This window comes from Brenneria izadpanahii, from assembly GCF_017569925.1.
Classification (GTDB): domain Bacteria; phylum Pseudomonadota; class Gammaproteobacteria; order Enterobacterales; family Enterobacteriaceae; genus Brenneria; species Brenneria izadpanahii.
The window spans coordinates 4,844,594-4,861,893 of record NZ_CP050854.1; the positions used below are offsets into that span (position 1 = coordinate 4,844,594).

The 17,300-nt window shown below is 55.5% G+C and carries 12 protein-coding genes; 6 read left to right on the plus strand and 6 right to left on the minus strand.

Going from position 1 to position 17,300, the window contains the following annotated elements:
- Nucleotides 1–42: 42 nt before the first annotated feature.
- A complete protein-coding gene (locus tag HC231_RS21680; RefSeq protein WP_208228728.1) occupies nucleotides 43–702 on the plus strand; it encodes a DedA family protein in 660 nt (219 codons plus the stop codon).
- A gap of 190 nt (nucleotides 703–892) precedes the next feature.
- The gene (gene dkgA, locus HC231_RS21685; RefSeq protein WP_208228729.1) at nucleotides 893–1,720 is read left to right on the plus strand and encodes a 2,5-didehydrogluconate reductase DkgA; all 828 of its coding nucleotides are present in this window, start codon (nucleotides 893–895) and stop codon (nucleotides 1,718–1,720) included.
- Between the two features lie 45 nt (nucleotides 1,721–1,765).
- Here dkgA and HC231_RS21690 read toward each other — a convergent pair whose 3' ends face one another.
- On the minus strand, nucleotides 1,766–2,503 hold the full coding sequence (locus tag HC231_RS21690) for a GntR family transcriptional regulator (RefSeq protein ID WP_208228730.1): 738 nt from the start codon (nucleotides 2,501–2,503) through the stop codon (nucleotides 1,766–1,768).
- Nucleotides 2,504–3,204: 701 nt separating this feature from the next.
- On the opposite strand from HC231_RS21690, the gene HC231_RS21695 reads away from it, so the two are divergent.
- Nucleotides 3,205–4,635 carry a purine-cytosine permease family protein gene (locus tag HC231_RS21695; protein ID WP_208228731.1) on the plus strand — a complete coding sequence of 477 codons (1,431 nt, stop codon included), beginning with the start codon at nucleotides 3,205–3,207 and terminating at the stop codon, nucleotides 4,633–4,635.
- Nucleotides 4,632–5,567, plus strand: a complete 936-nt coding sequence (locus tag HC231_RS21700; protein ID WP_208228732.1) for a PfkB family carbohydrate kinase — start codon at nucleotides 4,632–4,634, stop codon at nucleotides 5,565–5,567. The genes HC231_RS21695 and HC231_RS21700 overlap by 4 nt, the downstream gene beginning before the upstream one ends.
- Before the next feature lie 17 nt (nucleotides 5,568–5,584).
- Here the strand turns inward: HC231_RS21700 and ftsP are convergent, their stop codons facing one another.
- From ftsP to parC, 3 genes are all read right to left on the minus strand, one after another.
- Complete coding sequence (gene ftsP / locus HC231_RS21705; protein WP_246494621.1) at nucleotides 5,585–7,057, minus strand: cell division protein FtsP; 1,473 nt, start codon at nucleotides 7,055–7,057, stop codon at nucleotides 5,585–5,587.
- A 338-nt stretch (nucleotides 7,058–7,395) separates the two neighbouring features.
- A complete protein-coding gene (locus tag HC231_RS21710; protein WP_208228733.1) occupies nucleotides 7,396–8,133 on the minus strand; it encodes a 1-acylglycerol-3-phosphate O-acyltransferase in 738 nt (245 codons plus the stop codon).
- Nucleotides 8,134–8,335: 202 nt separating this feature from the next.
- Nucleotides 8,336–10,606, minus strand: coding sequence for a DNA topoisomerase IV subunit A (gene parC / locus HC231_RS21715; protein ID WP_208228734.1), 2,271 nt, complete (start codon nucleotides 10,604–10,606; stop codon nucleotides 8,336–8,338).
- 474 nt (nucleotides 10,607–11,080) lie between these two features.
- Between parC and HC231_RS21720 the strand changes: the two genes are divergently transcribed.
- Together HC231_RS21720 and HC231_RS21725 are read left to right on the plus strand one after the other, a co-directional pair.
- Nucleotides 11,081–13,465 (plus strand): TonB-dependent receptor domain-containing protein, encoded by a 2,385-nt coding sequence (locus HC231_RS21720; RefSeq protein WP_208228735.1) that lies wholly within the window; start codon nucleotides 11,081–11,083, stop codon nucleotides 13,463–13,465.
- 276 nt (nucleotides 13,466–13,741) lie between these two features.
- Nucleotides 13,742–14,323: an NAD(P)H-dependent oxidoreductase gene (locus HC231_RS21725; protein WP_208228736.1), complete on the plus strand. Its 582-nt coding sequence runs from the start codon at nucleotides 13,742–13,744 to the stop codon at nucleotides 14,321–14,323.
- 37 nt (nucleotides 14,324–14,360) lie between these two features.
- Here the strand turns inward: HC231_RS21725 and HC231_RS21730 are convergent, their stop codons facing one another.
- Together HC231_RS21730 and parE are read right to left on the minus strand one after the other, a co-directional pair.
- Nucleotides 14,361–15,257, minus strand: coding sequence for a LysR family transcriptional regulator (locus HC231_RS21730; RefSeq protein WP_208228737.1), 897 nt, complete (start codon nucleotides 15,255–15,257; stop codon nucleotides 14,361–14,363).
- 115 nt (nucleotides 15,258–15,372) lie between these two features.
- Nucleotides 15,373–17,268 carry a DNA topoisomerase IV subunit B gene (gene parE, locus HC231_RS21735; RefSeq protein ID WP_208228738.1) on the minus strand — a complete coding sequence of 632 codons (1,896 nt, stop codon included), beginning with the start codon at nucleotides 17,266–17,268 and terminating at the stop codon, nucleotides 15,373–15,375.
- Nucleotides 17,269–17,300: the final 32 nt, after the last annotated feature.

The following is a 17,300-nucleotide window of genomic DNA, read 5'->3' on the forward strand; positions in this document are numbered from 1 at the left end:
TTTTTTATTTTTTAGGGCTTCAGTTACCTGACAGGAAGTAATATGAGTGTGGTTCACGAAATTATTCAGGCGCTATGGCACCAGGATTTTAGCGCCCTGGCAGACCCCCATGTCATCTGGGTGGTTTACGGTATTTTGTTTACAACCCTATTTCTAGAGAATGGCCTACTGCCAGCCTCTTTTCTTCCTGGCGATAGTCTGCTGCTGCTGGCCGGCGCCATGATCGCCAAAGGCGTCATGAGTTTTATTCCCACCATGATTCTGCTGACCGTAGCCGCAAGCCTCGGATGTTGGTTCAGTTATCTTCAGGGACGCTGGCTAGGCGATACCCGGTTGGTCAAAGGCTGGCTGCTGCAACTCCCGGCCCATTACCACCAGCGGGCTTACCACCTGTTCCACCGCCACGGGCTGGTGGCGCTGCTGATTGGCCGCTTTCTGGCGTTTATCCGTACGCTATTGCCGACCATTGCCGGTATTTCCGGACTCAATAACATGCGTTTTCAGATATTTAACTGGCTGAGCGGTTTCCTTTGGGTCGGCGGTATCGTGACGCTCGGCTACGCCATGAGCCATATCCCGCTGGTAAAACGCTATGAAGATCAGGTAATGACCGCGCTGATCCTGCTGCCCGTCATCCTGCTGATCAGCGGCTTAATCGGTATCGTCATCATGGTATGGCGCAAAAAACACGCCACGGCCTGAACGCGTTAACCCGCCCCCCAAAGCGTTAAAATACGATTTCACGCCGTATAAAATAGCAGCCTCATTTTCTACTATAATCAATCGATATGTCTGCGGGGCCAAAAACCTATCGGCCATACCTCCGCAGGCGACCCCACCTCCGTTATTCACTGGATATCGCATTGATTAATGGTAGAAAAAGGAGAGTGATATGACGCAACCTAAATTGAAACTGGCTGACGGCAATATTATGCCTCAGCTGGGTCTTGGCGTCTGGCGGGCAAGTAACGAAGAGGCTGTTAGCGCCGTAACCGAAGCATTAAACGCGGGTTATCGCGCCATTGATACCGCCGCCATCTACACAAACGAAGAAGGCGTCGGCCGGGCATTGCAATCCACCGACATCCCGCGCGAAGAATTATTCATCACCACCAAACTCTGGAACAGCGACCAGAAAGAGCCGCAAAAAGCGCTGGAAGCCAGCCTGAACAAGCTGCAATTGAGCTATGTGGATCTCTATCTTATCCACTGGCCGCTGCCGCGACAAAACACCTATGTGGATGCCTGGCGGGCATTGATTAAATTACAGGAACAGGGGCTGGTAAAAAGCATCGGCGTCAGCAACTTCCATATTCATCACCTACAGCGGCTGAAAGATGAAACCGGCGTATTTCCCGTCATCAATCAGATAGAGCTCCACCCGCTGTTTCAGCAGCGTCAGCTTCACGCCTGGAACGCCACCCACCGAATCCAGACCGAATCCTGGAGCCCGTTGGCGCGAGGCGGCGAAGGGGTCTTCGATCAACCGATTATCCGTAAACTGGCGACGAAGTATAATAAAACTCCGGCGCAAATCGTGATCCGTTGGCATCTGGACAGCGGATTGGTCGTCATTCCGAAATCCGTTACCCCTTCCCGCATCAGAGAAAATTTCAACGTGTTTGATTTCCGTCTGGATAAAGACGAGCTGGGCGAAATAGCCAAACTGGACAGCGGCAAACGCCTCGGCCCTGACCCGGATAACATGGAAAGCGACTGACGCCGCGCCTCTCGCCGGCAAGACTGCTTTCTGTCGGCAACGCGACTAATCCGTTACCTGAAACTCATACACATCGCTGCGGCAATAAATTTCACAGTATTCCAGCAGTTCACCCTGGGCGTCATAGGTATGCTGACGGCTTAACAACAGCGGCGCGCCCGACGGTACGCCGAGATGCCCGGCCACATCCGCCGGCGCCGCCACCGCTTTTAAGCGATAACGTTTTTTATCCGGATAAATATTGCGCTCCGCCCAGTATTGATACAACGAGTGCTCCAATTGCCGCGGTTCCGGTAATAACGCCGTCGGGATCCATACGCTTTCCAGTGACGCCGGTTCGCCATTAATTAATCGCACACGCCGCAAATGCGTGACCTCGCTATCCTTGGGCAAAGACATTTCCTCGGCAATTGCGGCAGAAAGTTTTTTTCTGCTCCTTTCCAGCCAAAGATTGCCCGCCTTGCCGCCGCATTGCAGCACCAGCGAGGTAAAACCCGATTCATCCTCGTTCAGAGAATAACTCAAATGCTGACTCACTCTGGTGCCAATCCCCTGCTGACGAACGATTAAACCGTTCTCTTCCAGTAGCGCCAAAGAACGGGAAACGGTCACGCGAGATAGGCCGGTCTGTTGCGCGATCGTTCTTTCAGCAGGTAGAAACTGGCCGGATAGGTCTTTTCGCCGCTTAATTTCCGCCTTAAGAAGCGAAGCAAGCTGCATATAAAGTGGGGCAGAGGACGGTTCAGCCAGCTTATCCCTGACCCAAAGTAGTAATTCCTGCATATTGCATGCCTTTTTATTGTTTTTTACGCTGTATTAAGCATACGCAATTGTTAAACAAAAATGTTGAATCGATTAAGTTGTAGAGCAAAATTCATCGGACTGGTATTGGCATATTATAGGCATTAAATTGGACTTGCGCCTGTGGATTGATTTCCGTAAACTCATGCGCGCAATGCCAACACCAGGGTATTAATTAACCGACACCAGAAAACCCGGCGACACCCCGGCTGGTTGCTTTCCGAACAGCCGACAATTGGTGCGTCAGGGTCTTCATCAGAGCTACAAAGGCAGGCGTTGGTTCAAAAATGCGCCGCCTAGCCCTGATAATAATATAGCCGCGGTTGAATTGACCGCAGGCGAATATAGCAACGATAGAGACTAAATCGTCGTCTTAATGGATGCCGATGAGTCGGTCGAACCGGATATTTTCTTCCGGTCTGAACCGGCCGCATCGACGCTTTTCATCAAGACGCCGTTGCTCGCGCGTTCGACACCTCCCTGAATTCCCAGCGTTAAATCCTATTATCTGCTACCCTTGGGGACGGCGCGAATACCATCGATTCATAACCATTGCTAACCAAATGGCGCATCACATGGCATTCGGCCTTCCCAGCGGCATGGTTTACCCCATCGGCTAACTCGATGGGTTCGCCCTCTGCGCCGCCATTCGTCATACCAAGGCTAAAAAGGAGCATGCCGACATGGGTGAGCTACAACCAAATCAAACCAACGCGGCGCCGCCACAAAACAAAACATGGAAAGTGGAAAATGCCGGCATCGATCGGATCCCGGAAACGGAACGCACCGGTAAGCCGCTGGAGTTATTTTGGATCTGGTGTGCGGCGAATATTGGTATCCTCGGCATTGTCTACGGCGCCATTATCGTGTCGTTCGGCCTCTCGTTCATTCAATCCATTCTTGCCGCTATTCTCGGGGTGGCCAGCTTTGCGCTGGTAGGCTTTACCTCGTTTGCCGGTCAAGCCGGACGTACCGCCACCCTGACGCTTTCCCGCACGATTTTCGGTCTGAAAGGGAATATCGCGCCTACCGCGTTCAGTTGGTTTACCCTGATGGGATGGGAAGCCGTCAACCTGATAACCGGCACGCTGACGCTATCCGCCCTGTTTGAAGCCCTGGGGTTGAGCGGCGGCGCAACGCTGACCGCCGTTTGTTTACTGCTGTTCGGCGGGCTGACGATTGCCGTCAGCATTCTGGGGCAAAGCACGCTGATCCTGCTGCAAAGCTGGATAACGCGAATTTTCGGCACCATGACGCTGGTGGTGGTGATCCATATTCTGTTCAACACGCCGTGGCATACGGTGCTGTCACTACCGTCCGGCGACTGGCTAACCAGTTTCCTGCCCGCGGTATCGGTCATTGCCGCCGGTACCGGCGTGGGCTGGACGATCGCCGGCGCGGATTACAGCCGCTACCAAAGTCCGGCCAGCAGCCGGGGCAGCGTCTTCGCCGCTGTCGTAGGCGGCTCCGCCCTGCCGTTGATACTGCTGATGCTGGCCGGTATTTTGCTGTCCTCCCAATTGCCCGAGCTCTCCAGCGCGGCGAACCCGATCGCGCTGATCGGCACGGTGTTGCCGACCTGGATGTCCGTTCCCTATTTATTAACCGCCACGGCCGGTATCATTACGATTGCCGTATTAAGCCTCTATTCCGCCAGCCTCAATCTGCTGACCATCGGCGTAAAGGTACGCCAGTCGATCGCGGTGGCCTTTGACGCCTTGCTGGTTGTGGGCGTCGCCATCTATGTGCTGTTTATATCCGGCGACTTCCTGACGCCCTTTATCTCCTTTCTGATTTTCTGCGGCCTGTTCCTCGGCCCCTGGTCCGCGGTGTTCATCCTCGATTATTTCCTGGTTCGCCGCCGTCACGGCTACAACGACGAACTGCTCTTCGGCCTAAACGGCAAGAATCTTGGCGTCCGCTGGATACCGCTATGCTGCTGGCTGCTGGGCGCCGTCGCCGGCCTGATGGTGACAAAAACCGGCTTTATCGACGGACCGCTGGCGATAGGTATTTTCGCCAATTCCAGCTTAGGGCTGTTTATCTCGTTTGCTATCAGCCTGGCCACCTACTGGCTTTACCTGGCGGTTAAACCGCAAGAGAGGCTGATATGAGGACATTTACGCCTGAACGGCCTGTCGTCGTGGTTGGCGGCGCCTGCGGCGATCTGCTGCTGGCGCTGCCGCGCCTGCCGGTCAGCGGCGAAGATATCGAGGGCAAGGATCTCGGCCACCAGATTGGCGGCTGCGCGTTTAACGTGGCTCGCGCGCTGCACCGCCTCAATGTGCCGATCGTCAACGGCATGCCGGTCGGCAACGGGCCGTGGGGGAGAGCCGTCGAGGCCGCCATGACGGAGATGAATCTGCCGGTGCTATTGCGCCATGCCGAAATGGATAACGGCTGGTGTCTGGCAATGACGGAGCCTGACGGCGAACGGACATTCATCGGCATCACCGGATGCGAGGCCCACTGTAGCCGGGAAATGCTGCAACAGCTCACAATGCCCGACCACGCGCTGCTGTACGTTAACGGCTATGAGCTGTTCGGCGATGGCGGACAGGCGCTGCGCCAGTGGACGCTGGAACAGACTCAGCAAAAGTTGATTGATTTCGGCCCGCGCCTGCCCTTCATCCCGGCCGAGTTCATTCACGCGCTGGCCGGCAGCGACACCATCCTGACGCTGAACCGCGATGAAACCCGGCAGCTATGCGGAGAGGGCGATCTGGTTGCGCAAGCGATGCGGTACGCGCAGCGCTGCGGGCTAACGCTGATTTGCCGCCTGGATAAGGAAGGCGCCTGGATTTGCCCGCCGGACGGCGAACCCGCTGCCGTAGCGGCCTATCAGGCGCAGGTTGTCGATACCGTTGGCGCAGGCGACGCGCACAGCGGCGGTCTGCTGGCGGGTCTATCCGCAAACTGGCCTTTACGCGATGCCGTAGATCTGGCTAACCGGGTGGCGGCCTGCGTCGTTGCCGGCCGGGGCGCGGCGGCCGCGCCGGACTGGAACACGCTGCGCCACCGCTTTCCAGACTCCGGCCGGCCGTAAAAAGGGCCGGCAAGCCATCAGGCTGAAGGCTGTACCACTAATTGGCCGGTTGAGCCATGATCGGCCATTTCCAGCGTCTGGCTGTAATACAGGAAAGGAAAAGCCAGCGATGACGGTTGGGTAAAATAAACCAGCAGTTCGACGTCGCTGTCCACCCACACCGTATCCTTCCAGCCGCTGTCCTCTATCGGCACCGCGCCTCCGTTGACGCTGCGCACTAAAAACTTCACCCCTTGAATATGAAAGGGCTGGGGGGTATCGGCATGAATAATCCAGCGTTCACAGCGGCCCAGTTGGGTCTGAACATCGACGCGGGTCATATCCCACATAGCGCCGTTGATGCCCGGCAGACTATCGCCCAGACGAAATTCCCGCGTGCGGCTGATGCTGCCTTCGATAATATTATCCGCCAGCAAACGCATCGGCAGGTTATTCGTCACCAATGGCAATAACCCGGTCGGCTTAAGCGTTAATACCTGCGTAGAAATCAAAATGCTGGACGGCTCAAACAGCCCGCGCAAACGGTCCATAATGCCGGCTGATTCGCCCGCCGTCAGCGAAACCTCACCGCCCTGCGACATATCAATCAAGATCTCCCGCCGCTCGCCGGGAGCCAGGGAGATCTGATTAATCGCCATCGGCGCCGGCAGCAGCCCCTGATCGCTGGCGATAACGTGGATCGACCGCCCGTCGCTCATACGCATCACGTAGCGGCGGGAATTTGACGCGTTCAGCAGCCGCAAGCGCACCCAGCCGCGAGATACTTCAACATAAGGATTCTGGGCGCCGTTAATCAGCAGCGTGTCGCCGACAAAACCGTCGCTGCCCGCCGGGTTATAAATCGGCACGCCAAAGCTATCCAGGCGTTTATCCTGAATAATCAGCGGAAAATCATCCACGCCGTAATGATTGGGGATAGGCAGGGATTTAGCGGTGCTATCTTCCACCAGCCAGAGCCCCGCCAGCCCGTTGTACACATGCGGCGCCATGCGGTTCGGCGTGTTGGCGTGATACCAACAGGTGGCGGATGGCTGACGGATCGGCAGTACCGGCGACCAATCCATCCCCGGCGATATCATGCGCGCCGCGCCGCCCATTAGCGAGCCGGGCACCTGGAGTCCGCTGATGGTCATGGATACCGGTTCATTGAGCCGATTATTGTAAATCAGCTTAACGTCATCGCCGTCAAATACCCGGACCGTCGGTCCCAGATAACGGCCGTTGATGCCCCAGACCGACGTTTTACGGTCATCGGTGAAAGCCCAGTGAGCTCGTTGCATCGTCAGAAACAGAGGCTGTCCCCTACGCGACTCCAGCAATGGGGGATCGGTAAAGCGGTTGGCATTCCGCCTGTTGCCGCCAACAATGGCTTGCCCCCCGCACAATATAATGCAAAACCCGATGCCTGAATAAACTGACGCCGGCTGAGTGACATAGTGACTCCGTAAATCTAATAAACCGTATAAAAGATTTAACTTCCGATTAGTCATCTGGAAGAAAACAAGTATTCGGACTGCCGGCCAACGTTTTCAGATTTCGTCGGCGCGAGTCCAACTTTCCTTCATCGCCTTTGCAACAACAACACCGGGAGTGTTTTCAAGCACCCTTGCGGCGCAGACACTACATTAATGCTCCGTCGTCGAGCCGCCTTCCTGCGTCATTCCCGCAGATCCCCGGCCACGACGGCGATAATAATAGACGGGAGATGACGTTAGAGCGACCGTTCAGGAACAGTCTATTTTTATTGTTCTGTGTTTATTATCAGGCTCAATGTTAAACCTGAAAAATAGCCCTTTACCGAAAAGCAAAGGGATAGGCCGTTTGCGAATTATTTTTTTTCCGCCGCTTCGCGTTCCGCGACTTCCGCATCCAACTGCGCCAATTTGGCGGCCATAATGTCATGGCAGTGCGCGGCCAACTCGCGTACCTGATCTTTGCCGTAGGAGCGGGTATCGATCGGCGGCAGCATCTCTATGATGACATGACCATTATTCCAGCGGTTCAGTTTTATTTTATTGCTGGTCGTGGAAACGCAAATCGGCACGATCGGCACTTCCGCGCTGATGGCGGCATGAAACGCCCCCGTTTTAAACGGCAACAGCCCGCGTCCCCGGCTGCGCGTGCCCTCCGGGAACATCCAGATGGAAATATTCTTTTCCTTGATATGTTTGACCACCTGAGCAATGGTGCCGTGCGCTTTGGCCCGGTTGTCACGATCGATCAGCAGATTCCCCGTCAGCCAGTACAGCGGGCCAAAGAAAGGGATCCACAGCAGGCTTTTCTTGCCCACGGTGACCGTGCGCGGCTGCACGATATTCGAAGCGGTGACCATATCGTAATTATTCTGGTGATTCGCGATATAAATACAGTTGCCGTAATGCGCGGCTTCTTTTGGGATCCGCAGTTCTACTTTTAAACCAAACACCACCGACAGGCGACCAAAAAGGTGACCGAATGTCGAAACGTGACGCGGGTTTTTAGGACTGAAAAGACAGTAAATAGATCCAAAAACACAGACTAAAATCGAAAATACGATCACCACAATAAAACGAAGAATGAATAACATAACAACCTCATAAGCCAACTGCCGCCGCTAGTATAGCTATTCTGCTACAAAACACACGGTGATTCCTTTTGCAGAACGGTCAGTTTTCCGCTGCGATACGCAGAGGGCCGGCGGTCTGTAGACAGGATGAAATCCGAAGGGGCGAATCGCCAGGGAAAGCGCGGCCATCTTACTCTTATCGCGCTTTCCCGGCGTTGATTATTTACTCTTCGCTACTGCCGCCGCCGATCCGCTTCGGCGCATCGACATCAATATGATCGATACGCTGCAAGCCGCGCAACAGCGTCCCTTTTCGCCCGCGTTCAGACTGGTATCGCTGTAAGTCGTTCGGGCGCAGAATCAGTTTTCGTTTGCCGAAGAACAACGTGACCGACGACTGCGGCAGCAGCAGCAGCAGCCAGCTCAGACGATCCTTGCCGCTGGAGAAGTCCGCTGACGAAATAGACACGATCTTATTGCCCTTTCCTTTCGACAACTGCGGTAAGTCAGAAACCGGGAACAACAGCATCCGGCCTGCGGCGGTGATTGCCAGCAGGGTATTGTCCTCGCCGTGGATCTCAAGCGGCGCCAGCACCTTGGCATTATCCGGCAGCGTGATGATGCCTTTACCCGCGCGGTTGCGCGCCACCAAATCGTTAAAGGTGCAGACAAAGCCGTAGCCGGCATCGGAGGCCATCAGCAGCGGCTGATCGTCCGCGGCCATCAGCACATGCTCGATGGTCGCTCCCGGCGGCGGCGTCAGCTTGCCGGTCAACGGTTCGCCCTGACCGCGCGCGGAAGGCAAGGTCAGCGGGTCCAGCGCATAGCTGCGGCCGGTCGAATCGATAAATACTACTGGCTGATTGGTTTTACCGCGGGCGGCGGAACGGAAGCTATCGCCCGCTTTGTAACTTAATCCCGCCGGATCAATGTCATGCCCTTTGGCGCTGCGAACCCACCCCATTTCCGACAATACGATGGTGACCGGCTCCGAAGGCACGAAATCATGTTCGCTCATCGCTTTCGCTTCAGCGCGCTCTTTCAGCGGCGAACGGCGATCGTCGCCGTAAGCGGCGGCATCCGCCTGAATTTCCTTTTTCAGCAGATTGCTCAGCTTGCGTTCGGATGCCAGCAATGCCTGTAAATGGTCGCGCTCTTTCGCCAGATCGTCCTGCTCGCCGCGGATTTTCATCTCTTCCAGCTTGGCCAAATGACGCAATTTCAGTTCCAGGATCGCTTCGGCCTGGGTTTCGCTCAGGCTAAACTGGCGCATCAATACCGGTTTGGGCTCATCTTCGGTACGGATGATGTGGATCACTTCATCAATATTCAGGAATGCAATCAGCAACCCTTCCAGAATATGCAGACGCTTAAGCACCTTCTCCAGCCGGTAATTCAGCCGGCGGCGCACGGTATCACGGCGGAACACCAGCCATTCCGTCAGGATTTCAACCAGTCCCTTAACGCTGGGCCGGCCGTCCAGACCGATCATATTCATATTGATGCGGTAGCTTTTTTCCAGATCGGTAGTGGCGAACAGGTGGTTCATCACCTGATCCAGATCGATACGGTTGGAACGCGGCACCAGCACCAGACGCGTGGGATTTTCGTGATCCGATTCATCGCGCAGATCTTCAATCATCGGCAGCTTTTTCGCGCGCATCTGGCTGGCTATCTGTTCCAGCACCTTGGCGCCCGAAACCTGATGCGGCAGCGCGGTAATCACCGCTTCGCCATCTTCTTTTTTCCAGATGGCGCGCATCCGCACCGAACCGCGCCCGTTCTGGTAAATTTTACGCACTTCATTACTTGGGGTGATGATTTCCGCTTCCGTCGGGAAGTCCGGCCCTTGCACGTGCTGCAATAAATCTTCCAGCGAGGCGCCGGGTTTATCAATTAACGCGACGGCCGCCGCGGCGACTTCCCGGATATTGTGGGGCGGGATGTCCGTCGCCATACCTACGGCGATCCCGGTGGTGCCGTTAAGCAGAATGTTCGGCAGGCGGGCAGGCAGCATTTTCGGCTCCTGCATCGTTCCGTCGAAGTTCGGCACAGTGTCAACCGTGCCCTGCCCCAGTTCGCCAAGCAGGGTTTCCGCGTATTTGGACAAGCGGGATTCGGTATAACGCATGGCGGCGAATGACTTCGGATCGTCCGGCGCGCCCCAGTTCCCCTGGCCATCCACCAGCGGATAGCGATAGGAAAAGGGCTGAGCCATTAATACCATCGCTTCGTAACAGGCGCTGTCGCCATGCGGATGGTATTTACCCAATACGTCGCCGACGGTACGGGCGGATTTTTTGAATTTGGCGCTGGCGTTCAGGCCCAGCTCCGACATGGCGTAAATGATACGCCGCTGTACCGGCTTCAGGCCATCGCCGATAAACGGCAATGCCCGATCCATGATGACGTACATGGAGTAATTTAGGTACGCATTTTCAGTAAACGTGTGCAGCGCAAGGCTTTCTGCGCCGTCATGCGTCATCTCACTCATTTATCTCGTTTCCTCACATCGCAGCGCGATTAGAACGCTTTCCGACACGCTTGTTTGGCGGGAATAGTACCTTATCCGGCGGTCTCCTGTCACAGAGAACAAAGGCCGGCAACCTTAACGGCCGCCGGCGATGCGGCATCGCCGCCTGAGATTCATGCCGGTGAGCCGTTTTCAGCGCATCGGCCCAGGTTTGCGCGGCGGTCAAACCGGCTTCTCATGCTTCTCGTCTTTTTCCGTTTCCGAATAGTTGGCCGTTCCGCCCAACGACAAATAATGACATCCAGAAGACACTTTTATTAAGAGTTTTTAATAAAACCGCAATTGAAAAGACGAATGATAACTCTTAATGTTCGGTAATAATTATCATTACGGTGTTCCTGTGTTGTTACCAAACCCTGGCTTCATTTCCGCCGAAGTCCATTGCCCGCGTTACCATCCCTGGTCGCTGGAGTCGTCTATCAATAGAGTATCACTATGTTAATCAACAAGAATTTCAAAAAAATCATGCTCACCGGGATTTTGGCCGGCACAGCATTCAACAGCGCTGCCGCCGATACCCCAACATCTGCGCAAACCAATACGGCCAGCAAATCTGAATCGACTGGCGACGTGATGACGGTTTATTCTCCCAAAGTTGAGAAAGAAGCCGGCAGCAAAACCACCATCACCGCCAGCGATATGCAGAAAGAGGGCGGCAATGATTTCGGCACCATTATGCGCTACCAGCCGTTGATCAGCGCCACCGGCGCCAGCGGCGGCTCCAACACCGGCAAAAGCGGTTATACCGGAGATCGCGGCGGCTATACCGGCTATAACATCCGCGGGCTGGAAGCCAACCGCATCGCCATCGACGTGGACGGCATCGCGCAACCCAACGCCACGGGGCGGCCTTCCGTCGGTCGAACCGGCTCCAACACCTTCGGTATCGGCCGCGACTATATCGACCCCTATATGTATGGCTCCGTGGGCATCGAATCCGGCGCCACCGCGGTATCCAACCCCAATACTGCGCTGGGCGGCTCGGTGTCTTTCCTGCCCAAATCCGCCGATGATTATCTTTCCGCCAATAAATCAAGCTACTTCGGCTACCAGAGCGACTATGATTCATCCAACAGCAGTTGGCACAACGGCATCACCGCCGCCGCGGGCGATGACTACCTGCGCGGCGTGATTGTGATCAGCCGCCGCGACGGCCAGGAAACCGAAAACAACAGCGGCACCATCGATGCCTATCCGGCCAACTGGCACTCCGACGCGATAATGGCGTCCGGCATTTGGCAGGCGACGGATACCCATCAATTGACCGGCACGCTGGATTACTACCACAAAACCAACCATACCAACTATGACTACTGGGGCACCAGCACCAGCACAATCTACGGCAGAGCGCAGCAGAGCAGCCAGACCCGTCGCTGGAGCGCCAGCCTGAAAGATCGCTGGACGCCAACCGACAACCCGCTGATCGATCTGGCTGAAACCAAGGCGTACTACCAGCAGACCGAAGCGCACGATAATACCTGGGCGCCGGCAACCACCGGCGCCACCGCGGCTGAGGCTCACCGCATCTATTCCGATTACAATGTGAAGACCTACGGTTTGGAAACCAAGATGTCCAAAGAATGGGGCATCCATAATCTGAATTGGGGCTTGAACGCCAGCGAATCGAAAACAGAACGCCCGTATCGCCTCGATCCGGAGTTAACCTCGTACAATGACATATCCAAACCAGAAGCGGATAGCCGCACTTATATTCTGGGCGGTTTCGTACAGGACACAATGACCTGGGATCTGGCCGGCCATGACTTCTCGGTGGTGCCGGCGGTGCGTGTGGCCTATCAAAACAGCAAGGCCACCAATTTGTCCAATATGAGCGGTGGCGACGCCAACGTTTCCGATTCGGACGTGCAAAAACTCTACGGCGAAGGGTTCAGCGATTCGCAGGTGTTGCCTTCCCTGAGCTTCCTGTATGACATTACGCCAAAACTGACCACCTATCTGCAATACAAGCGCGGCGCACAGTTCCCCAACGCCAGCCAGTTGTATGGTTCTTATAACCTGACGGCAAACTATGCGACGGCTTACGGCGCACAATATGCGCTGCTGGGCAGCCCCGAGCTGGAAACCGAAACCAGCAATAACTTCGAGCTGGGCCTGAAAGGGGAAGCGGTTGAAGGGATTACGGTCAGCGCCGCCGCGTTCTACAATGACTATAAAAACTTCATTGACTACACCCGTTACTCCCGGACGGCCAATCCGGAAAAATTCACCAACGTACCGAGCAATATCAACATCGTCTATCAGGCGGAAAATCGTGATAAAGCCTATATTTACGGCGGTGAAATCAGTACCAAATTCAACTTCGGCACCTGGTTCGAACAGGTTAACGGTTTAAGTGCGCGCTTGGCGTTCGGTTACGCCGAAGGCGCATCCAAATCCAGCTACCTGGGAGACAAATATGTCGATCTGGCCAGCGTAGCGCCGATGAAAGCCATCGTAGGCGTCGCCTATGACGATCCGTACGGAAACTATGGCGCCGCGCTGACCGCGACGTTCAACAAAGGCAAACAAGCCTCTTACACCAACCGCCAGAGCTATAACAACAGCGGCACGCCAATTACCGATTCCACAAGCGAGTATATGCGGGTGCCCGGCTACGGCCTGGTGGATCTGACCGCTTACTACCGCGTGTCCAAAAACGTGAAGCTGAGCGGCGGCATCTACAATATTACCGATCGCAAATACTGGAACTATCCAAGCAGCCACAGCTTGGAAAACGCCAACACCCAGGATCTGTACGATCAGGCGCTGTCCGTCGCGCCGGGCCGCACTTTCCAGCTTGGGGTTAACGTTGATTTCTAATTAATGGCCTATGGCGGAGCCGGCCCGGCTCCGCCTATCTCCGCAGGGATAAGAGAAGGTTCGGCGCTCTTATCCTTTTCTTTGTCATGCGGGTTCATTCGGAACAGGATCTTCCGGATTTTCTCACTTATCCCGGCCGGGATAACGAGATTATTGCGCCGCAGTCAACAGTGTTGTGACATATTCCCTATATTTTCACCCATGAAAATCTGCCAAACTGGTTCTTTATCAACCAGAATCCAATCCAGGCAAGACAAATCCATAAGCGAGTCTACGATGCATAACATATTGATTATTCATGCCGGTAAGGCATTTGGTCATTCCGGCGGCAAACTCAACAAAACCCTTACCGAGGTTGCGATTAGCGAGTTACAGGATAAAGGCCACGATGTACGGGTGACCTGGGTCGATCAGGGCTATGACATCGAGCAGGAAGTGCAGAATTACCTGTGGGCCGACGCCGTCATTTATCAGATGCCCGGCTGGTGGATGGATGTTCCCTGGATACTGAAAAAATACGTCGATGAGGTCTTCACCGCCGGTCACGGCTCGCTGTATGCCAGCGACGGCCGCACCCGTTCCGACAGCAGTAAAAAGTATGGTTCCGGGGGCTTGCTGCAAGGCAAGAAATATATGCTTTCCTTGACCTGGAACGCGCCGCTGGAAGCCTTTACCGATCCGCAGCAGTTTTTCCACGGCGTCGGGGTGGACGGCGTGTATTTACCGTTCCATAAAGCCAATCAGTTTATCGGCCTGTCGCCGTTGCCGACGTTCATCTGTAATGATGTGATCAAATCCCCCGATGTAGAAAACAACATCGCCCGCTATCGTCAGCATCTGGCAAAAGTTTTTGCCTGACGGCAACCGCCCGCAACGACGGCGCAACGCCCGCCAATCAAAGCGGATGTTGCGCTATTTTCTCACTGAGGAAATCCAGAAAGCAGCTAATCCGCGCCGCCAGCGGCGTATGACGGTAATACACCGCATTAACCGGCATGCGCACGTCCATCGTCTCATCCGCCAGGATCTGCACCAGACGCCCGCCGGCCAGATCTTCATGCGTCATAAAATCCGACAGACGGACAATCCCTTCGCCATGAAGCGCCAACTGGCGCAGCATCTCGCCGTTTGAGGCGGATACCGACGGCAAGATGGGGTAACAGTCCCGGTTACCGTCCTGCAGCGGCCAGTGATTGAGCCATTCCAACTGCGTAAATCCCAGACAGCTATGCTGCGACAGTTCCTCAACGCTCATCGGCGTACCGTGGCGGCGCAAATAGTCCGGGCTGGCCAGCACGCGCAAGCGGCTGCTCCCTAAAAAGCGGGCATGAATGCTGGAATCTTTTAAGACGCCGATACGAATAGCGACGTCCGTTTGCTGTTCCAGTAAATCGATAATGAAATCATCGCTGTTCAGCTCCAGCATTATCTGTGGATAACGGCGGCGGAATTCAGGGATGAGGGGGATGATGACGTGCTGCATGAAGGGGAAAGCCGCATTAACCCGTAACCGGCCGCAGGGCTGTTCATGGCGCAACGCAATCTGTTCTTCGGCGTGCTCGACGGCGCGGATCACATCGCGCGCATGCTGAAGAAACATAATGCCTTCTTCCGTCAATGCCAGCCGCCGGGTGGTGCGCTGCAGCAGCGTGGTGCCCAATTTGCCTTCAAGACGACGCAACGCCCGGCTGATGCCGGACGTCGTCTGACCGAGCTGTTCCGCCGCCGCGGTGATCGAACCGGTGTCGACCACCACGACAAAAGCCTGCAATTCCTCAAGCGTCACTTTCATTAACGTTTACCCTGCTATCGCGGCGGCCGCGAATATGCCCGATCTCCGCCCGGCGAGCGGGAAGATACCGCGCACATTCCGCGATTGGCGTCGGCTTGATTGCGCCGCATCAGCGTCAGACTTCGATTTCAGCCTTGTCGCCTTTTTCCTGTAGCCAGTTGCGGCGGTCTTCGGCGCGCTTCTTCGCCAGCAGCATATCCATGATGGCCATCGTCTGATCGATGTCGTCGTCGTTGATCGTCAACTGCACCAGGCGGCGGGTGTTCGGATCCAGCGTGGTTTCACGCAGTTGCAGCGGGTTCATTTCACCCAGCCCTTTAAAGCGCTGCACGTTGGGTTTGCCTTTTTTACGCTTGAGTTGTTCCAGTACGCCCGCTTTTTCTTCTTCATCCAGGGCGTAATAGACTTCTTTGCCGAGGTCGATGCGGTACAGCGGCGGCATTGCCACATACACATGCCCGCCCTTCACCACCGAGCGGAAATGGCGCACGAACAGAGCGCACAGCAGCGTGGCGATATGTAAACCATCGGAGTCCGCATCCGCCAGAATACAGATCTTGCCGTAACGCAGCTGGCTCAGATCGTCGCTATCGGGATCGATGCCGATCGCCACCGAAATATCGTGGACTTCCTGCGAGGCCAGAACCTCATCGGAAGAGACTTCCCAGGTATTCAGGATCTTCCCCTTAAGCGGCATGATCGCCTGATACTCGCGTTCCCGCGCCTGCTTGGCCGAACCGCCCGCCGAATCCCCTTCTACCAGGAACAGTTCCGTACGGTTAAGATCCTGCGACGTACAGTCGGCCAGCTTGCCGGGCAACGCCGGTCCGCTGGTCAACTTTTTACGCACCACTTTTTTGGCGGCGCGCATACGGCGTTGAGCGCTGGCGATAGCCAGTTCCGCCAGTTGCTCGGCGGCTTGAATGTTCTGGTTCAGCCACAGGCTGAACGCATCTTTCACCACGCCGGAAACAAATGCCGCGCACTGGCGCGAGGAAAGACGCTCTTTGGTCTGCCCGGCAAATTGCGGATCCTGCATTTTCACCGATAGCACATAGGCGCAGCGTTCCCAGATATCATCGGCGCTCAGCTTTACGCCGCGCGGCAGAATATTGCGGAATTCGCAGAATTCGCGCATCGCGTCCAGCAGACCCTGGCGCAATCCGTTAACGTGCGTGCCGCCCATCGGGGTGGGGATCAGGTTGACATAACTTTCGGTCAGCAGTTCGCCGCCTTCCGGCAACCACAGCAGCGCCCAATCAACCGCTTCGGTATCGCCGGCAATCGCGCCCAAAAACGGTTTCTCCGGCAGCGTGATCAATCCGTTCACCGCTTCACTCAGGTAATCGTTCAATCCGTCCTGATAGCACCAGCGTTGCTCGGTATTATTGACCTTATCTTTAAAGACGATCTCCACGCCGGGACACAGTACGGCTTTGGCTTTCAGCAGGTGCGTCAAACGCGATATGGAAAAACGCGGGCTATCGAAGAATTTTTCATCCGGCCAGAAATGTACGCGGGTGCCGGTATTACGGCGGCCGCAGGTTCCGGTAACGGCGAGCTCCTGCACTTTATCGCCATTCTCAAACGCCATGTCATACACTTGACCATCGCGCCGAACCGTCACCTCCACCCGTGAAGACAACGCGTTGACCACCGAGATCCCCACGCCGTGCAACCCGCCCGAAAACTGATAATTTTTATTGGAGAATTTACCGCCGGCATGCAGCCGGCACATGATCAGCTCAACGGCCGGGACGCCCTCTTCCGGGTGGATATCCACCGGCATTCCGCGGCCGTCGTCGATCACTTCCAATGACTGATCGGCATGCAGAATCACATCAATCCGGCGAGCATATCCTGCCAATGCCTCATCGACGCTATTGTCTATTACCTCTTGCCCCAAGTGGTTGGGACGCGAAGTATCGGTGTACATTCCCGGACGACGGCGCACCGGTTCCAGTCCGCTGAGTACTTCAATCGCATCAGCGTTATAACTTGATTGAGTCATGGTTTGATTTAATTCGTTGTTTTAAATGAAAA

Excerpts from the sequence above, each read along its gene's own strand:
- HC231_RS21725 (WP_208228736.1), top strand. The coding sequence starts at position 13,742 with ATGCATAACATATTGATTATTCATGCCGGTAAGGCATTTGGTCATTCC.
- HC231_RS21700 (WP_208228732.1), top strand. The coding sequence starts at position 4,632 with ATGAGGACATTTACGCCTGAACGGCCTGTCGTCGTGGTTGGCGGCGCC.
- parE (WP_208228738.1), bottom strand. The coding sequence starts at position 17,268 with ATGACTCAATCAAGTTATAACGCTGATGCGATTGAAGTACTCAGCGGA.
- parC (WP_208228734.1), bottom strand. The coding sequence starts at position 10,606 with ATGAGTGAGATGACGCATGACGGCGCAGAAAGCCTTGCGCTGCACACG.
- HC231_RS21695 (WP_208228731.1), top strand. The coding sequence starts at position 3,205 with ATGGGTGAGCTACAACCAAATCAAACCAACGCGGCGCCGCCACAAAAC.
- HC231_RS21730 (WP_208228737.1), bottom strand. The coding sequence starts at position 15,257 with ATGAAAGTGACGCTTGAGGAATTGCAGGCTTTTGTCGTGGTGGTCGAC.
- dkgA (WP_208228729.1), top strand. The coding sequence starts at position 893 with ATGACGCAACCTAAATTGAAACTGGCTGACGGCAATATTATGCCTCAG.
- ftsP (WP_246494621.1), bottom strand. The coding sequence starts at position 7,057 with ATGACTAATCGGAAGTTAAATCTTTTATACGGTTTATTAGATTTACGG.
- HC231_RS21680 (WP_208228728.1), top strand. The coding sequence starts at position 43 with ATGAGTGTGGTTCACGAAATTATTCAGGCGCTATGGCACCAGGATTTT.
- HC231_RS21690 (WP_208228730.1), bottom strand. The coding sequence starts at position 2,503 with ATGCAGGAATTACTACTTTGGGTCAGGGATAAGCTGGCTGAACCGTCC.
- HC231_RS21710 (WP_208228733.1), bottom strand. The coding sequence starts at position 8,133 with ATGTTATTCATTCTTCGTTTTATTGTGGTGATCGTATTTTCGATTTTA.
- HC231_RS21720 (WP_208228735.1), top strand. The coding sequence starts at position 11,081 with ATGTTAATCAACAAGAATTTCAAAAAAATCATGCTCACCGGGATTTTG.